Source organism: Pantoea sp. Ap-967 (assembly GCF_011752565.1).
Classification (GTDB): domain Bacteria; phylum Pseudomonadota; class Gammaproteobacteria; order Pseudomonadales; family Pseudomonadaceae; genus Aquipseudomonas.
In genome coordinates this window covers 259673-273225 of record NZ_VWXK01000002.1, presented here as the reverse complement: position 1 = coordinate 273225, position 13553 = coordinate 259673, and the positions used below count along the sequence as shown (strand labels likewise).

The 13553-nt window shown below is 61.8% G+C and carries 10 protein-coding genes and 1 pseudogene; 6 read left to right on the top strand and 5 right to left on the bottom strand.

Annotated features, from left to right (window positions below):
• The first annotated feature begins 15 nt into the window (after window positions 1-15).
• Entirely contained in the window at window positions 16-1059 is a 1044-nt protein-coding gene (locus F3J45_RS03720) for an amidohydrolase (protein ID WP_167057523.1), read from the top strand.
• Window positions 1060-1206: 147 nt separating this feature from the next.
• Here the strand turns inward: F3J45_RS03720 and F3J45_RS03715 are convergent, their stop codons facing one another.
• The 4 genes from F3J45_RS03715 to F3J45_RS03700 form a co-directional block, all read right to left on the bottom strand.
• Window positions 1207-2478, bottom strand: a complete 1272-nt coding sequence (locus tag F3J45_RS03715; protein WP_167057852.1) for a cytochrome c — start codon at window positions 2476-2478, stop codon at window positions 1207-1209.
• A 3-nt stretch (window positions 2479-2481) separates the two neighbouring features.
• Window positions 2482-4197, bottom strand: coding sequence for a GMC family oxidoreductase (locus F3J45_RS03710; RefSeq protein WP_205300395.1), 1716 nt, complete (start codon window positions 4195-4197; stop codon window positions 2482-2484).
• 67 nt (window positions 4198-4264) lie between these two features.
• Complete coding sequence (locus tag F3J45_RS03705; protein ID WP_167057517.1) at window positions 4265-5002, bottom strand: gluconate 2-dehydrogenase subunit 3 family protein; 738 nt, start codon at window positions 5000-5002, stop codon at window positions 4265-4267.
• Between the two features lie 145 nt (window positions 5003-5147).
• On the bottom strand, window positions 5148-6767 hold the full coding sequence (locus F3J45_RS03700) for a methyl-accepting chemotaxis protein (RefSeq protein ID WP_370526220.1): 1620 nt from the start codon (window positions 6765-6767) through the stop codon (window positions 5148-5150).
• Between the two features lie 202 nt (window positions 6768-6969).
• Between F3J45_RS03700 and F3J45_RS03695 the strand changes: the two genes are divergently transcribed.
• The 3 genes and pseudogenes from F3J45_RS03695 (at window position 6970) to F3J45_RS03685 (ending at window position 10274) form a co-directional block, all read left to right on the top strand.
• Window positions 6970-8613 (top strand): acetolactate synthase large subunit, encoded by a 1644-nt coding sequence (locus F3J45_RS03695; RefSeq protein ID WP_167057511.1) that lies wholly within the window; start codon window positions 6970-6972, stop codon window positions 8611-8613.
• Window positions 8609-9295 (top strand): annotated as a pseudogene (locus F3J45_RS03690) (aldehyde dehydrogenase family protein); the annotation flags it as partial. The gene F3J45_RS03695 and the pseudogene F3J45_RS03690, both read left to right, overlap by 5 nt.
• A gap of 295 nt (window positions 9296-9590) precedes the next feature.
• Complete coding sequence (locus F3J45_RS03685) at window positions 9591-10274, top strand: helix-turn-helix domain-containing protein (protein WP_205300381.1); 684 nt, start codon at window positions 9591-9593, stop codon at window positions 10272-10274.
• A 195-nt stretch (window positions 10275-10469) separates the two neighbouring features.
• Here the strand turns inward: F3J45_RS03685 and F3J45_RS03680 are convergent, their stop codons facing one another.
• Window positions 10470-12035, bottom strand: a complete 1566-nt coding sequence (locus tag F3J45_RS03680; protein WP_167057505.1) for an IclR family transcriptional regulator C-terminal domain-containing protein — start codon at window positions 12033-12035, stop codon at window positions 10470-10472.
• A gap of 174 nt (window positions 12036-12209) precedes the next feature.
• On the opposite strand from F3J45_RS03680, the gene F3J45_RS03675 reads away from it, so the two are divergent.
• Both F3J45_RS03675 and F3J45_RS03670 read left to right on the top strand, forming a co-directional pair.
• On the top strand, window positions 12210-13019 hold the full coding sequence (locus F3J45_RS03675) for a ribonuclease activity regulator RraA (protein WP_167057502.1): 810 nt from the start codon (window positions 12210-12212) through the stop codon (window positions 13017-13019).
• 3 nt (window positions 13020-13022) lie between these two features.
• On the top strand, window positions 13023-13469 hold the full coding sequence (locus F3J45_RS03670; protein WP_027608974.1) for a nuclear transport factor 2 family protein: 447 nt from the start codon (window positions 13023-13025) through the stop codon (window positions 13467-13469).
• The last annotated feature ends 84 nt before the right edge of the window (window positions 13470-13553 follow it).

Below are 13553 nucleotides of genomic sequence, written 5' to 3'. Positions count from 1 at the left end.
TCATAGGAGGCAACCATGCAATCTCCCCATGCTCCAGTTCGGCCGGAATGGCTCGCTCAGGTGAATGAAGCGCCCCTGGATCCACAACGAGCAATAATCGATGCCCACCATCATCTGTGGGATCGGCCCGGTCACCGTTACCTCGCTGAGGAGTATCTTGCTGACATGGCTTGTGGGCATCGTCTGGTGGCATCGGTGTACATCCAGTGCCGTTCGATGTTGGCAATCGACCGCGCGGAGCCATTCCAGGCAGTCGGGGAGGTTGAGTATGCCAACGGCGTTGCAGCCTACAGTGCCAGTGGGTTGTTGGGCGAAGTGCGGCTCTGCGCGGCCATAGTCGGTGGCGCCAACCTGATGCTCGGCGACACTGTGGCTCCGGTACTCGACGAAATGTTGCAGCGTGCCGGCCCGCGCCTGCGAGGCATTCGTAACACCACGGCCTGGCACCCGGACCCCCGCCTGGTTTCAAACCCCAGGCCGCCACCGGCGGGGCTGTTGCGGGAGCCGGCATTTCGTCGCGGGCTGGCCCAGCTAGTACGGCGTAGTCTGGTACTGGATATTTGGGCTTACCATACACAACTTGGCGAGGTGCTCGCACTGGCGAGGGCGTTTCCTGACTTGACCATCGTGGTCGACCACCTGGCCGGACCGCTGGGTGCCGGGCCTTATGCCGGTCGGCGTGCAGAGGTTTTCGAACACTGGTCATCAGACCTGAACCGGCTCGCGCAGTGTCCCAACGTACACCTGAAACTGGGCGGGCTGGGGATGAAAGTCGTCGGTTTCGATCTCCATCATGAAGCCAGGCCGCCTGGTTCCATGGCCTTGGCGGACTTGTGGAGGCCCTATCTGCTGCATGCGATCGACACGTTTGGTGTGGAGCGCTGCATGTTCGAAAGCAACTTCCCTGTCGATAAGGGCATGTTCGGTTATGGTGTGCTGTGGAATACGTTCAAGCGCGTAGTCGCTGATTTCACCGATGGAGAAAAGAATCGCTTATTCAGTGGTACCGCGCTTGATGTCTATCGGATCGACTCAACCTCAATAGCTGTAGCTGACTGACATCATCGCACTGCGGTCGTTACCCAGAGCAACGGCCCGTGCAGTGCCGCCGGCATAGTAATGGCGGTCGAACAGGTTGTTGATATTGATCGCATTTTGTATTTCTAGTAAAAGCCCCGGGATTTACTCGGGGCTATCGCTGGCTTATTAGTTTTTAGTCAACGTTCTGCGTTGTTTTGCAACGTCATTTTCAGTTACGGCACCGCCCTGGTTGGACCACCCTTTGCGGATGAATGACACTACGTCAGCCACTTCTTGATCGGAAAGTCTCCAAGCGAAGTCTGGCATGCCATAGCCTGTCGGAGCGTGCTGATTGCCCGGCAGATACCCACCGGCCAGCACGATATGGATCAGCGAGGTTGCATCTTGGCCGTTGACCACCGAGTTGCCTGCCAGGGCGGGGAACACCTCGGCGTAGCCGCGGCCATCGCTGCGATGGCAGGCCATGCAGTTGTCGATGTAGGTACGTGCGCCGGCAACGCTGGTATCCATATTGGCCAGTTGTGCAGCCGTCGTGCTTGTTGTAGCCGAGGCAGGTGCCTGCGCCACTTTTGCAGGCAGTGACTTAAGGTAGCGTGCAATCGCCAGGCGATCACTGTCAGTCAGGTGCTGCATGCTGTGCTGGATGACATCGGTCATGCTGCCGAACACGGCAGTCCGCTCGGTCCTGCCGGTCTTCAAGAACTGCGCCAGCTCCCCGGTGCTCCAACTGCCCAGGCCGTCATGCAGGTCGCCGCGTAGATTCTTCGCAACCCAGCCTTCCAGCGGCGCGCCGCCGGCCAGGAAGTGATCGCCGTCGCTGTCGCTCAGCGACTTTTCTTGCATGCCGATGCCGCGCGGGGTGTGGCAACTGCCGCAGTGGCCGAGTCCGTTGACCAGATAGCGACCACGCTCCAATTGCGGATCAGGCGTGTTGCCCGATTCAGTCGTGACCTGCTGGGCGAACGTCCAACGCCAGAACGCCAAAGGCCAACGCATGTTCATGGGCCAGGGAATGTCGCTATCGCGGTTAGCCTCAACCACCGGTTGCACGCCTTTCATGAAGTACGCATACAGGTCGGCGATGTCCTGGTCGGTGACCTTGGCATAGGACGGGTAGGGCATGGCCGGGTACAGCGTGCTGCCATCCTTGCGAATGCCGTGACGAACGGCCTGGTCGAATTCCGCCAGGGTGTAGCCGCCGATGCCATGCACAGGGTCAGGGCTGATGTTGGTGGCGTATACCGTGCCGATGGGGGTCTCCAGGCCCAGGCCCCCGGCGTAGGGCTTGCCGCCCTTGGCCGTGTGGCAGGCCATGCAGTCGCCGGCGCGTGCCAGGTATTCGCCACGGGTAATAGCGGCGTCGTCTGTCGCCGCCAGGGTTGCGGTGCTGATGGCAAGGCACAGCGAGGTCAGCAAGGGCAGGGTGAGCTTGTTCATCATTTATGCCTCCACCAGCGGACGGCCCGGGTTTTTCAGGTAGCGTTCGCGGATGGCATTGGCCGACCAGTAGGCCAGCGCGCCGACCAGGCCGGTGGGGTTGTAGCCGATGTTCTGCGGGAACGCCGAGGCGCCGATAACGAACACGTTGGGCACGTCCCAGCACTGCAAGTAGCGATTGACCACGCTGGTTTTCGGGTCGGAACCCATGATTGCGCCACCGGTGGTGTGGGTGCTCTGGTAGAAACGCGTGTCATAGGGCGTGCCGATCTTCTTGGTGTTTACGGTGTAGCTCGACGGGTTCATCGCCGCAGCGATTTCGGCCGCTTTGTTGGTCACGTACTGCGACATGCGGATGTCGTTGTCGTGCCAGTTGAAGGTCACCCGCAGCAGCGGCTGGCCGAAGGCATCCTTGTAGGTCGGGTCCAGGTCCAGGTAGGTATCGCGGTAGGCCATCACCGAGCCCTGGGTGTACAGGCTCATGCTGCGCTGGTAGTTGTCGCTGACAGCGCTTTTCCAGCCCTTGCCCCAGTTCGGCGCACCCTTGGCCACGCCAGTCTGGCCGATCGGACGACCGCCGGTGCGGTGGTGGCCGATGTTGGCGCCGCCGAGGAAGCCCAGGCCACTGTGGTCGAAGTTGTCGCCGTTGTAGTTGTCAATCGCAGTGCCGCCGGCACCGGTACCGATGAATGGGTTCAGGTAGGTTCCCTTGGGCATTTGCACGGTGACCGAGCCGAGCATCTGGTACGCGTAGTTGCGCCCAACCACACCTTCGCCAGTACGCGGGTCGTAGGGTTTGCCGATTTTCGACAGCAGCAGCAGGCGCACGTTGTGCAACTGGAAGGCGCTGAGGATCACCAGGCGCGCTGGTTGCTCGACCTCGTTGCCCTGGGCGTCGATGTAGGTAACGCCGGTGGCCTGTTTGCCCGAGCTATCGAGATTTACCTTGGTGACATGCGCCAGGGTGCGCATCTCGAAGTTACGCCGCTGACGCAGCACGGGGAGGATGGTGGTCTGCGGTGAGGCCTTGGAGTACATGTAGCAGCCGTAGTTTTCACAGAAACCACAGAAGTTGCACGGGCCCAGACGCACGCCGTAGGGGTTGGTGTAAGGCGCGGAGGCGTTGCCGGCCGGGATCGAGAAGGTCGAGTAGCCCAGGCTGCGCGCCGCCTTGTCGAACAGCTGCTCACCATAGACCTTCTTCAGCGGCGGCAGTGGGTATTCCTTGCTGCGTGCGCCCTCGAACTTGTTACCGCCCTCTATCAGGCGGCCTTTGATGTTGCCGGCCTTGCCGGAAACACCGGCCACTTCCTCGAAGCGAGTGAAGAACGGTTCGAGCTCCTCGAAGCTCACGCCGTGGTCCTGGATGGTCATGCCTTCCGGGATGAACTTGCTGCCGTAGCGCTCAGTGTAATGACTGCGCAATTTCAGGTCGCTGGCCAGCGGCCGCCAGCTCAGGCCGTTCCAATGGAAGCCCGCGCCGCCCACACCGTTGCCGAGCAAGAAGGTACCTTGCTGGCGGTAGGGTAGGGCAACACCGGCCGGGTTGTGGCGGATGGTGACGGTTTCCTTGGACAAGTCCTGATAGAGCTTGCCGCGGATGGTATAGGCCAGTTCGTCGATTACCTTCGGGTAGTTGGCGTCGGTCGGGGTGTCCTGGTCGGGGCCACGCTCCAGCGCCACCACGTGCAGGCCGGCCTCGGTCAGTTCGGCGGCCATGATCGAGCCGACCCAGCCGAGGCCGACGATAACCACATCGGTTTCAGGTTTCTGCAGTGCCACGCCGTTACCCCCGCTGGCCGTTGATGGAAACTGGACCCAGTGGATAGCGCTCGTTCGGGCGGTCGATCCAGTCCATGAAATCGGCGCGAGCGCCGGGGAAACCCAGCATCTTCCAGGCCGCCATGTCTTTGTTGCCGCCGTAGATCGGGTCGGCGAAATAGCCTTCTTTGACGTTCTTCAGCAGTAAAGCGAAGAAGGTGCTGGCCGGTACGCGTGCCAGCTTCAACTTGTCGCCTTCCAACTGGCTGAACACTTCAACCTGCACGTTGTTGCCAAGCTGCGCGAAAGCCTTGCCGAACGTTTTGAGGCAGGCAGCATCCAGGTCGGCAATGCCCAGGCGGTAAAGCTCGCGCGGCACCAGCTTCATCTGGTAGCCCAGTTCGGCCGGCTGGTCGGTGATGAAGGGGGCCTGCATGTACCACAGCCGCCCGTGGGCGTAGGGCGTTTCCATCTGCCGGTCGAGAAACTCGGGTACGCCTGCGGTCAGTGCGCCGGGGCCTTCTTCGTCTTCGGGGATCAGTACCGCACAGGCGGCCTGTACGAATGCCCATTCGCTGTCGGTGAAGAACGTAGGGTGATAGTGCCCGGCAGGTGTCGCTTCGCCCGGGGCATTACCGGTGGAGGTATGTGCGGCGCTCGGCTCGATGGCTTGATGGGTGGCGTAACCCACCAGGCTGACTGCCGGAATGAGAATGGCACTGCGGCGAAGGAACTCGCGCCGTGAGTTGGGGGTGTCGGACATCAGATGCTCGCTCAGGTCAGGATCAGGTCTCGGTATTCGGCGCAGGCGTGGCCGAATACCGAGGCGCGGCATTATGCCTCGCAACATGAATAAATAGAACGTCGTTGCGAAAAGAGAAGAAGTCGTCGACGAATGACCTTAAGCCTCAGGTACGAAAACGCGTGACTAGCTCGTTGAGTTGCGTGCCCAACTTCTCCAGTGCCTGACTGGCCGAAGCGGTCTGGTGCGCCTGGGTGGTCGAGATGGCCGACAGGTCGCGGATATTGATCAGGTTGCGATCCACTTCACGGGCGACCTGCGCCTGTTCTTCAGCGGCGCTGGCGATTACCAGGTTCTGTTCGTTGATGCGGGTGATATACGCCATGATCTGTTCCAAGGCCTGGCCCGCTTCACGAGCGGCCTGCAAGGTGTGGCTGGCGCGGGCACGGTTGTCATTCATCGCGGTCACGGCTTGGCCGGATTCGCTGCTGATCGTGCCGACCATGCTTTCGATCTCCAGGGTCGATTGCTGGGTGCGGTGAGCCAGGGCGCGTACTTCATCAGCGACCACGGCAAACCCGCGCCCGGCCTCCCCAGCACGCGCGGCTTCGATGGCGGCATTGAGCGCCAGCAGATTGGTCTGTTCGGCAATGCTGCGGATCACGTCCAGTACCTTGGCAATGTCGGCCACGCTGCTGGCAAGGCTGTCGACTTGCTGCGTGCTGTGGCGTATGTCCTGGCTCATCAGCTCGATAGCCTCGACGGTCTGGACCACTCGCGTATTGCCGGCTTCGCTGGCGGCCTGGGACTCAGCCGAGGCTTGCGAGGTGCTGACGGCGGTGCGCGCCACTTCGTCCACGGCGGCGGACAGCTCGGTGACGGCCGATGCGGCTTGCTCGATCTCGTTGGCCTGTTGCTGCAGGTTCTGGTTCGACTCGACCGTGACTGCACTCAATTGCGTCGAAGACGCAGCAATGACCGATGCCGACTGGACAATTTGGTCGATGGTCGCGCGAAGGTTCGACTGCATCTGCTTAAGCGCTTCGAACAGGCGGCTGACCTCGTCGCGACCTTCGCTTTCCATCGGTTGGGTGAGGTCGCCCGAGGCGATCACTTCGGCGCTCTTCGCCGCCCGGTTGATTGGCAGGATGATGCTGCGGCTGACCAGCCAGGCGACACCGATGGTGATCAGCGCGGCGACGGCCATCAGCAAGGCCACGCTGGTTCTGGAGGTCGAGTAGGTGCTGCCGGCGCTGGCGAAAGCTTGGTTGATGTTGCGCTGGTTCACGTCGCTCAGGGCGTACAGGCGGGGGAAGGACTGTTCGGAGTTTTCTCGCAGCGGCCCGTTGAGCAAAGCCACCATGTCGCTTTCGCGGCCTGCCTTGGCCAGTGCGATCAAATCGCGAATACCTGGCGCAGTGGCCTGCAAGTAGGGCTCGATCTCCTTGTATAGCGCGCGTTCGTGTGGGTCTACCAGCCTAGCCAGGTAGGCGGCCTGGGCTTGGGCGAGCTTGTCGAGCTGAATTTCGAGTCGTCGGCTGCTGTCGGCGCGCATGGCGGCGTCAGGGTAGAACGCAAGCTTCAGCGAGTTCACGCGAATGCCCAGCACGGCCTCGCGCATATTGCCGAGCGCTGTGGCGGTCGGGGTGCTGACCTGTTCGATGGCGCGGTTGATGGTGTCGACGCGGGACATTTGCGACAGCGCGAATAATCCGACGATGACGATGATCGAAGCGATCAGGCCGAATGCCAGGGTTGTTCGCATTGCAATTGAAACCTTTCGCATGTCTTTCCTCTGAAGTGAATGGTTGGGAGGTGAGGGATGGGGCGAAAGGATTTTCGGCCGTTCGGCGCTAAAGCTTTAATGAAAAATAGAATGACATTGCAAATACACGAATTGCAGTGCACTGTGTGCCCGCTTTTCCGGTGCGCGAACGCAAGCGCCGGAACGTGTTTGCATCCCGATGACCGAAGGTGAGATAAGAAAGATGGCCAAAGCCGCTGACGTTGTTGTGCAATGCCTGGAAAACGAAGGTGTCGAGTATGTGTTCGGCATTCCTGGTGAGGAAAACCTCGACCTGCTGGAATCCCTGCGCAAGTCGAAGATCAAGCTGGTTCTGACCCGCCACGAGCAGTCCGCGGGCTTCATGGCCGCCACCTATGGCCGCCTGACCGGCAAGACCGGCGTCAGCCTGTCGACCCTGGGCCCTGGCGCGACCAACCTGGTAACTGCCAGCGCCTATGCGTATCTGGGCGGCATGCCGATGATGATGATCACCGGCCAGAAGCCGATCAAGAAGTCCAAGCAGGGCCGCTTCCAGATCATCGACGTGTGCGGCACGATGGACCCCATCACCAAGTACACCCACCAGTTCGCCTCGGCCGACAACATCCCGGCGCGCATGCGCGAAGCGTTCCGCCTGGCTGAAGAAGAAAAGCCGGGCGCCGTGCACCTGGAGCTGCCGGAAGACATCGCCGCCGAGCAAACCGATGCCCTGCCGATCCCACGCAGCCTGCACCGTCGCCCGCTGGCCGAGCACGTGGCCATCGAAGCTGCTGTAGAAAAACTGCAGAAGGCCCGCAGCCCGATCCTGGTGATCGGCGCCGGCGCCAACCGCAAGATGACCGCCAAGGTCCTCAAGCAACTGATCGACAAGACCGGTATCCCGTTCATCACTACGCAGATGGGTAAAGGCGTGGTCGACGAGCGTCACCCACGCTTCCTGGGTAACGCCGCGCTGTCGTCCGGCGATTTTGTACATCGTGCGATTGAAGCCGCCGACCTGATCATCAACATCGGCCACGACGTGATCGAGAAGCCACCGTTCTTCATGGTCCGTGGCGGCACCGAAGTCATCCACATCAGCTTCCGCTCCGCCGAAGTCGACGCCGTGTACTTCCCGCAGGTGGAAGTGATCGGTGACATCGCCAACGCCGTGTGGCAGATCAGCGAAGCGCTGACCGATACCAGCCACTGGGACTTCACCCGTCTGATGGCCATCCGTGAAGCGAACGAAGCGCAAATCGCCGAAGGCGCCGACGACAACCGCTTCCCGGTCTATCCACAGCGGCTAGTGGCGGATATCCGCCGGGTGCTGCCGTCCGAAGGCATCGTTGCCCTGGACAACGGCATCTACAAGATCTGGTTCGCTCGTAACTACAAGGCGCACAAGCCCAACACCGTGCTGCTGGACAACGCCCTGGCGACCATGGGCGCCGGCCTGCCATCGGCCATGGCCGCGCACCTGGTGCACCCGGACCGCCCAGTGATTTCGGTGTGCGGCGACGGCGGCTTCATGATGAACAGCCAGGAGCTGGAAACCGCAGTTCGTTTGGGCATGCACATCACCGTGGTGATCCTGCGTGACGACGGCTACGGCATGATCCGCTGGAAGCAGGCCAACATGGGCTTCACCGATTTCGGCCTGGACTACGGCAACCCGGACTTCGTCAAGTACGCCGAAGCCTACGGTGGCAACGGCTACCGCGTGGAAAGCGCCGATGCGTTGCTGCCGCTGCTCGATCATTGTGTATCCAACCCAGGCGTGCACGTGATCGACTGCCCGGTCGACTACAGCGAGAACGACCGCATCCTGAACATGGACCTGCGTGAGCGCAGCGCTGCGATCTGAGGAAACAGACCGCAACGCCCCGTTCATCGTGTTCGACGACGCCGACCTGGACAAGGCCGTCGAGGGCGCGATCATCTCCAAGTACCGCAACAACGGCCAGACCTGCGTCTGCGCCAACCGTATCTACGTGCAGGACGGCGTGTACGACGCGTTCGCCCAGAAGCTGGCCGCCGCTGTTGCCAAGCTGAAGATCGGTAACGGCCTGGAAGAAGGCACCACCACTGGCCCGCTGATCGACGGCAAGGCCGTTGCCAAGGTTCAGGAACACATCGAAGACGCCGTGGGCAAAGGCGCCAAGGTGCTGTCCGGTGGCAAGCTGATCGAAGGCAACTTCTTCGAGCCGACCATCCTGGTCGACGTGCCGAAAACCGCCGCCGTTGCCAAGGAAGAAACCTTCGGCCCACTGGCGCCGCTGTTCCGCTTCAAAGACGAAGCCGAAGTCATCGCCATGTCCAACGACACCGAATTCGGCCTGGCCTCGTACTTCTACGCCCGCGACATGAGTCGTGTGTTTCGTGTTGCCGAGGCCCTGGAATACGGCATGGTGGGTATCAACACCGGCCTGATCTCCAACGAAGTCGCGCCGTTTGGCGGCATCAAGGCTTCGGGCCTAGGCCGCGAAGGCTCCAAGTACGGTATCGAGGACTACCTCGAAATCAAATACCTGTGCATCAGCGTCTGATCGAACGCTAACGGCATTACCTCTGCCAGCGGGCGCGAAGATTGGCCTGCTGGCTTTTTTCAGTTCAAGCTTTCCACCTTAAGCTCATGCCTGTTGCCAGTGATTGCTGGCGATCCCCCCAAACAGTCTCTATATCTATGCCCAAGGTGTTGCACCACTGGGTCTTGCTGGCATGATGGCGGTTGTCCGGGCATTGGCAGATAATGCGTTTTTCACGCCCTGACAAAGACTTGGGCAATTCAAAGGTGAGGATCTACTGATGGTAAATGTTCGGCCGCGACCTGCGGTGAATGGAGTGGCTTCGGCTGACCGCGTGCTGACAGTGCTCTCTGCGTTCAAAGTGGGTGACACGTCTTTGACCCTCGTAGAACTCGTCGACCGTACCGGGCTGATCAAAAGTACCATCATGCGCTTGATGGTTTCCTTGGAAAACCATGGCTTCGTCAATCGCATGGCCGATGGGCGTTATCAGCTGGCCAGCGAGGTCATGCGGCTCAACGCGGTTTACGAGGAAGGTATCGATCTGGAGCGCCATGTGATGCCCAGGTTGCATCTGTTGGCAGAGCGAACGGGTGAAACTGCTTCGTTTTATGTGCGCCACGGTGCTTACCGGATGTGCCAGTATCGGGTGAACTCGCCCCATCGACTCCGTATGCACGTTCAGCCCGGCGACATGCGGCCTATGGACGACGCCGCGGGCGCTCAGGCTTTGCGTACACCGTTCGCGAGCGGGATCGCAATGCAACGACCGTTTTTCTCCATGGGCGCCACAGACCCGCACGCCGCATCGGTAGCATTCCCCGTATACGGTGCAGGTGACGAGATAGTCGGTGCATTGGTGCTTTCCGGCCCTTCCAGCCGGCTCACGCCGGAATCTGCGGAGGCCATCAATGATATCTTCCACGCCGCTGCTCGTGACCTGATGCGTAGTCTCGGATGCAAGGCTGCTGATGGCTCGCAATTGCCCGAGAAGGCTTGATAGCACGCTAATGAGGCGCATACGGCCTTGCTGGTGCATGCAACAGCAGGGCGGCACGGCATTCAGGTCGTAGCGTGGAGCTTTCGGCTCGTCGAGAAAGTTGATGCATCTAGTGGCGAACCACCCAGGCAGCACGAAGTTCCCAGTGATGCCGCCGAACGCCCTCTCGCTGCATCATTCGCTGAACTTTGAATCTCAAGTCTGCATTTGCATCAGGCACCCTGAATCCGGCGCGCTGGCCAACGTTTCCAACTGCAGTGCATGGCGGGCGCTGGTGATGAACAGGGTCGTGCCATCCTCCCCACCAAAGCACAGGTCGGTCGGGCTCGGCACCGGCAACCCGATCATCCGGTCCAGATTGCCTTCGGCATCGAAGCGCGCCAAGCTCCAGCCGTCCAGTTGCGTGGTCCACACGCCACCTGCACTATCCAGCGCCAACCCGCCTAGGCTGCCGCCGCCCCGTGGCAGTGAGGCCAGACGGCGTACGCTGTTGCTGCCCGGCAGCAGCAGCAGGATATCTCCCGCTTCCGGCGCCAGGGCATACACCGCGCTGCCCTTGGCATCCCAGCGAAATGCGCTGACCGGCTCCGGCAACGACCAGCCATGACGCAGTTCGCCCTCGGCGCTGAGTTCGCCGATCAAGCAACCACTGGTGCTTTTGGCGCACGCCCACAAGGCGCCGGAGGGGTGTGTGGCCAATGCCAGCAGACGGCTGCCGAGCAGATCCTGGCGCGGGTGTTCATTGCCCTGCCAGTCGATCAGTGACCAGCCTCCGGCTTGGGCCACCAGCAGGCCGTCGGGGTGCAACTCCATCCCGCGTACCGGCAGGTCGAGACGGGTCAACAGGCGACTGGAATGGCCGTCCCAGCAATGGATTGCCGGTGCCAAGGTGTCGGCCCAGTACAACACGCGCTGCTCCGCGTGCCAGCGCGGGAACGCGCCATGAAATGCCCAGGGGCCGGGCACTACGCTGAGCTCGGCGGCGGTGCGCGGCGTGCTGTCCGGGCGCAGTTGTTCCCCCACCCGGCGTGCAGCTTCTGCCAGCTCTGGGCCCAGCAGCGTCAAGCGCTCCAGGGTCAGGCGGTAGGCTGGCCCGGCCACGCTGAGGGCGCCGCGAACCTGCCCCTGCTTATCGATGATTGGCGCCGCGACACAGCGGATGCCCAGACGGATTTCCTCGTCGTCCAGGGCGTAGCCACGCACTTGAGTGATCTGCAGTTCGGCCAGCAGGCGGCGGCGGTCGGTGATGGTAAGCGGCGTCAGCGGTGCCAGCACCAGGCCCTTCAGGATTTCGTCGCGAGCCGAAGGGGAGAGGGCAGAGAGGATCGCCTTGCCCTGACCCGTGCAGTACACCGGCTTGCCCTGGCCAAGGCTGGCGGCTGAGCGCTGGGTGTGGGCGCCCTCGCAGCGTTCCAGCGACAGCACCTGGTTGCCGTCGAGTACCGCCAGGTAGGAGGTTTCTCCGGTGAGGTCGCGCAGGGCGCGCAGCTCGGCACTGGCGGCGGCCACCAGGTCCGGCTCCAGGTAGGCGTTGCGAACCATCTCCAGGTAATTGAAGCCCAAGCGGTAGACCTTCCGCGTGGGATCGCGGCGGATCATGCCACGCTCCACCAAGGTGGCGATGATTCGGTACAACGTGGTGCGCGGCAGTGGCACCTGCTCGGCCAGCTCGGCCTGGCTGATGCCGGACGCGCTTGCGCCAATGGCCTGGAGCACATCCAGGGCTTTTTCCAGTGCGGCGGTGCCTTCACCTGTTTTCATCGAAGATTCCCATCTGTTGGAACGCGGTGGCTTGAGTGCTCAGTCTGCCTCTTTTTCATCCGGTTTTCCGCCATAGAATCGGCCTCAGCAGGGCTTCAAACCATTGTCTGTTCCATATGTTGGGAATTAGCCCTGGCCGCCCATCGGATGAACCCGCGAGGAGAACCTACAACAATGTCCGTCATCCACAACTATGCCGATGCCCATGAAAGCGTTTCCGGCAAACAGGTCGTTGTCAGCGACGAAGTGCTGGCCAAGCTGGCTACCTGCAGCAGCGGCTCGCTGACCACCCAGCTGTTCAAGCGTGGCTTCCGCCAGCCGGCGCTGGTCGGCCTGCGCGCCATGTGCCGCGACGCCAAGCCGTTCGCCGGGCGTGCCTTCACCATGCGCTTCATTCCCGCTCGTGAAGACATCGATACCTATTCGACCATGACCACCAAGCCCAACGACGACAACCTGCAATGGGTGGGCGTGGAGCAGATCCAGCCGGGCGACGTACTGGTAATCGACAGTCGCAACGACCCCGCGGCCGCGTCGGCCGGCAACATCTTGGTGACCCGCTTGCTGGCCCGTGGCGCCAAGGCCATCGTTACCGACGGCGCCCTGCGCGACGGCAGCGAGATCGCCGCCATGCGCTTGCCGGCCTATGCCCGTGAGATCACCGCCACCACGCGTATTTCCTACCACCATGTGGCCGATCTGCAGGTGCCGATTGGTTGCGCCGGTGTAGCCGTTTACCCAGGCGACATCATCGTCGGCGACGCCGATGGCCTGACCGTGGTGCCAGCACACTTGGCCGAAGAACTGGCCGAAGTGTGCAGCGTGCAGGACGACATCGAGGGCTACCTGGCCATGCGCATCGCGGCGGGTGAGCCGCTGTGGGGCGTGTACCCGCCGAGCCCGGCGTCGGTGTCCGACTACCACGCCTGGGTCGCCGCCGGCCGCCCGGCCATCCCGTCGATCATCGACCGTGAAGAGGGTTGAGCCATGGCTGAGCACAAGCATGCGCAACTGATTCGTCGCTACTTCGACGCTTGCAACGAAGGCGACTACGACAAGCTGGTGTCCTGCTTCACCCCGGACGCGGTGCACTACTTCCCCTCGGGGTTGCCGGAAATCCCGTGGCGCACTGCCGACACCATCGCCCGCAAATGGGTGTGGTGTGTGGAGAACCTGGGCTCGCAGTGGACCATCGAGAAGATCCTGGTCAGCCACGACAGCAACGAAGCGGTGATCGAGTGGACTCACTGGAAAAGCAAGCTGGGTACGGCCCTGCGTGGTGACGAGTGGTACGTGTTCGACGAGCAGAGCGGTTTGATCAAAGAGATCCGCGCCTATTACGCCTCGCCGGCCGACAAGGACGTGGTGATCAACGAGTTGGTCGATTTCGACTATGTCGGCCGTGGGTATCACCTGGAGCCGAAGGCGCGTTAACGCCAATGGCCTCTTCGTGGGGCAAGCCCGCTCCTACAAGGCCCGCGCTGTACCTGTAGGCGCGGGCTTGTCCCGCGAATGGCC

What these genes read in the sequence shown, in the direction of transcription:
- F3J45_RS03720 (WP_167057523.1), top strand. Translation starts at nt 16, where the DNA reads ATGCAATCTCCCCATGCTCCAGTTCGGCCGGAATGGCTCGCTCAGGTG.
- F3J45_RS03715 (WP_167057852.1), bottom strand. Translation starts at nt 2,478, where the DNA reads ATGAACAAGCTCACCCTGCCCTTGCTGACCTCGCTGTGCCTTGCCATC.
- F3J45_RS03710 (WP_205300395.1), bottom strand. Translation starts at nt 4,197, where the DNA reads ATGGCCGCCGAACTGACCGAGGCCGGCCTGCACGTGGTGGCGCTGGAG.
- F3J45_RS03705 (WP_167057517.1), bottom strand. Translation starts at nt 5,002, where the DNA reads ATGTCCGACACCCCCAACTCACGGCGCGAGTTCCTTCGCCGCAGTGCC.
- F3J45_RS03700 (WP_370526220.1), bottom strand. Translation starts at nt 6,767, where the DNA reads ATGCGAAAGGTTTCAATTGCAATGCGAACAACCCTGGCATTCGGCCTG.
- F3J45_RS03695 (WP_167057511.1), top strand. Translation starts at nt 6,970, where the DNA reads ATGGCCAAAGCCGCTGACGTTGTTGTGCAATGCCTGGAAAACGAAGGT.
- F3J45_RS03680 (WP_167057505.1), bottom strand. Translation starts at nt 12,035, where the DNA reads ATGAAAACAGGTGAAGGCACCGCCGCACTGGAAAAAGCCCTGGATGTG.
- F3J45_RS03675 (WP_167057502.1), top strand. Translation starts at nt 12,210, where the DNA reads ATGTCCGTCATCCACAACTATGCCGATGCCCATGAAAGCGTTTCCGGC.
- F3J45_RS03670 (WP_027608974.1), top strand. Translation starts at nt 13,023, where the DNA reads ATGGCTGAGCACAAGCATGCGCAACTGATTCGTCGCTACTTCGACGCT.